The 2,643-nt window shown below is 68.0% G+C and carries 5 protein-coding genes; all 5 read left to right on the forward strand.

The features are described 5' to 3' along the window. The first annotated feature begins 140 nt into the window (after positions 1 to 140). A complete protein-coding gene (locus K3F48_RS23460) occupies positions 141 to 728 on the forward strand; it encodes a hypothetical protein (protein WP_222577857.1) in 588 nt (195 codons plus the stop codon). Between the two features lie 7 nt (positions 729 to 735). Beyond that, complete coding sequence (locus K3F48_RS23465) at positions 736 to 1,038, forward strand: hypothetical protein (RefSeq protein ID WP_222577858.1); 303 nt, start codon at positions 736 to 738, stop codon at positions 1,036 to 1,038. A gap of 29 nt (positions 1,039 to 1,067) precedes the next feature. Continuing rightward, positions 1,068 to 1,463, forward strand: coding sequence for a GPW/gp25 family protein (locus tag K3F48_RS23470; RefSeq protein WP_222577859.1), 396 nt, complete (start codon positions 1,068 to 1,070; stop codon positions 1,461 to 1,463). Further along, positions 1,460 to 2,368, forward strand: a complete 909-nt coding sequence (locus K3F48_RS23475; RefSeq protein WP_222577860.1) for a baseplate J/gp47 family protein — start codon at positions 1,460 to 1,462, stop codon at positions 2,366 to 2,368. The genes K3F48_RS23470 and K3F48_RS23475 overlap by 4 nt, the downstream gene beginning before the upstream one ends. Beyond that, a partial coding sequence (locus tag K3F48_RS23480) for a phage tail protein I (RefSeq protein ID WP_222577861.1) occupies positions 2,365 to 2,643 on the forward strand: 279 nt, incomplete at its 3' end. The genes K3F48_RS23475 and K3F48_RS23480, both read left to right, overlap by 4 nt.

Genomic DNA, 2,643 nt, shown 5'->3' on the forward strand with positions numbered 1-2,643 from the left:
GTCTCCGACGTCGACGGCGCCGAGAGTCATCCGCTCTTCACGATGAAGAGCTTCGAGCGGGGCACGGTCTATTACGCTGTGACCTGGAAGCAGCGGCTCTATGCGCTCGGCGACGCCGACTTTTTCACCGGGGACGACGCATGAGCTACATCGCCCAGGAGCTGCGTGAGGCGCGGCGGCAGAATGTGCGCATCAATCGCCGGCTCGCGCTCAGTGAGCTGGAAGGCGTTGTCGCCGAGCGCGATGAGCAGAAGTGGAAGGTGCGGCTCTCGCTCGGCGAGGACCCGGCGACGGGCGAGACGATCCTCAGTCCCTGGGTCTCGACGCTGTCCGGCCAATCGGGCGCCTATAGAGTGTCGCCGCCGCTGCCGTCGATCGGCGACCGCATGCGGCTGATCTCCCCCTCCGGAGTCGTCGGCGCGGCGTCCTACGCCATGCCCGGCACATTCGACGACGAGCTGCGCCGGCCCGACGGCCAGCTCGCCGGCGAGGCGGTGAGCGAGCACGGCAAGACGCGCGTGTCGCAGACGGCGAGCGATATCGTCGCGAAAACGGAAAAGACGCGCATCGCGCAGACCGGCGACAAGATCGCCATCGAAGCGATCGCGCCGACGGTCAAAGGCAAGACCACGCGGCTCGAGGCCGACTCCATCGGCCAGCTGAAACTGCGTCTCGGCGGCCAGACATTCGCGCTGCGCCCCGAGGCGCTCATCCCCACCAGCGATTGAGGCATTGATGAGCGAGACACGCACCTACATCACCACGGACCGCGCCGGATTCACGGTGGCGGCGCGCCGAATCCCCGGAGAGCTTCGGCCCGATCTCGACGCGGACGGAAGGCCGCAGTTCGGTGACGACGGCAAGCCGCAGATGACATATCGGCCCAAGCAGGGGCACGAGCTGACTCTCTCGGACGCGGAAGCGGAGTATGAGCTGGCGCAGCGCACGATCGTCCCGAAGCCGGAGGCGCCGCCCATCGAGGCCAAGAAGTCGAGGGGCCGTGCCGAGTCCGACGCGCCGCCTTCGAACGCCGTCTGATCGCTTTTCGAAGGCTTCGAGGCGCGCTCATGATCAGATATCGCACCGGCATCGACGCGAAGACGGGCAAGGTTCTCGTCGGCTTCGCGCATCTCGAGCAGTCTGTCGCGAAGATTGTCATGACCGCTCCGACCGAGCGCGTCATGTTGCTCGACTTCGGGTTCGAGCCGGCGCGACGCCTCGGCCGCAACATCAGCGCGGCGCTGGCGGCGACGCTCTATCGCGACCTCATCACGGCGATCCACAAATGGGAGCCGGAATATCGGATCGCGCGGCTGCAGCTCGCGAACCTCGACCGCATCGGCGGCATGGGCGTCGTGCTCGCGGGGCTCTATTACCCGGAGGGGCGCTTCGGCAATTACGACATCTCCGAAGAGGCGAATCTCAACATCCCGCTCGCCCTCACCCATAGGGGCGTCGCATGAGCCGGTTCCCCTTCGCGTCCTTGGACCTGTCGCTGCTGCCGGCGCCGACAATCGTCACGCCGACCGATTATCAGGCGATCCTCGCCGCGCGCATCGCCGACCTCGTCGCGCGCTTCGCGGCGATCGGAATCGCGTTCGACGTCGAGTCGTTGAAGACGGACCCGAGCGTCATCCATCAGGAGGTGGACGCGTATCGGGAAGCCCTCGATCGGCAGGCGATCAATGACGCCGCCAAGGGCGTCATGCTGGCTTACTCCGTCAAAGGCGATCTCGACAATATCGTCGCGCTGCTCGGCCTGCGCCGGCTCACCATGACGCCCGCCGATGCGGAGACGGGCGCGGCGGCGGTGATGGAGTCGGATAGTGATCTCCGCCGCCGCGCGCGGGACGCGCTGGATGCGACGGCGGTCGGGCTCACCGGCGGCGGCTATCGGACCATCGCATTGCAGGTCGCACCGGACCTCCAGGGTATCGGCCTCGTCAAGCGCGGCGGCGGGCAGGTCGATGTCATCCTGCTCGGGCGCGGCGAGGACGGCTCGGTCGCATCGGATGTCGTCGCGCGCGTCGCCGCGGCGCTCTATGTCGACGAGGGCGCGCAGCTCACGGACATCGTCGCCGTGCGCTCCGCGACGCCGAGGCCTTATGACGTCGTCGTGCAGGCGCTCGTGCCGACGGGACCGTCGATCGCCATGGCGCGCGCCGCATCGCTGGCCGCGCTTTCGAAGACGCTGCCGCGGCTGAAAGTGATCGGCGGCACGGTGCGGACGGATGCGATCATCGCCGCCGGACGGGTGGAGCCGATGACGGAATTCACGCTGATCTCGCCGGCGGCGCATGTCGTCGCCGCTCCAGACGAGGCGCCGTGGCCGCGCTCGATATCCGTTGTCGTCGAGGCGCCCCAATGACCGCGCCCGCCGCGCTGCTGCCGCCCGACTCCTCGGATCCCTGGGAGATCGCGCAGTCGCTGACATCGGCGGCGCGCCGGCCGCTCGACGCCGATATCATCCGGCGCGTCTGGAACCCGGCGACCTGCCCCGAGGAGCTGCTGCCCTATCTCGCCTGGGGGCTCGGCTTCGAGATCTGGGACGATGATTGGCCGGAGGCCAAAAAGCGCGAGATCGTCGCCAACATCTGGCGCTACAAGCGCCGCAAGACGACGCTGGCGGGCATACGCGATTAC

The organism is Methylosinus sp. Sm6 (assembly GCF_019802345.1).
Lineage (GTDB): Bacteria > Pseudomonadota > Alphaproteobacteria > Rhizobiales > Beijerinckiaceae > Methylosinus.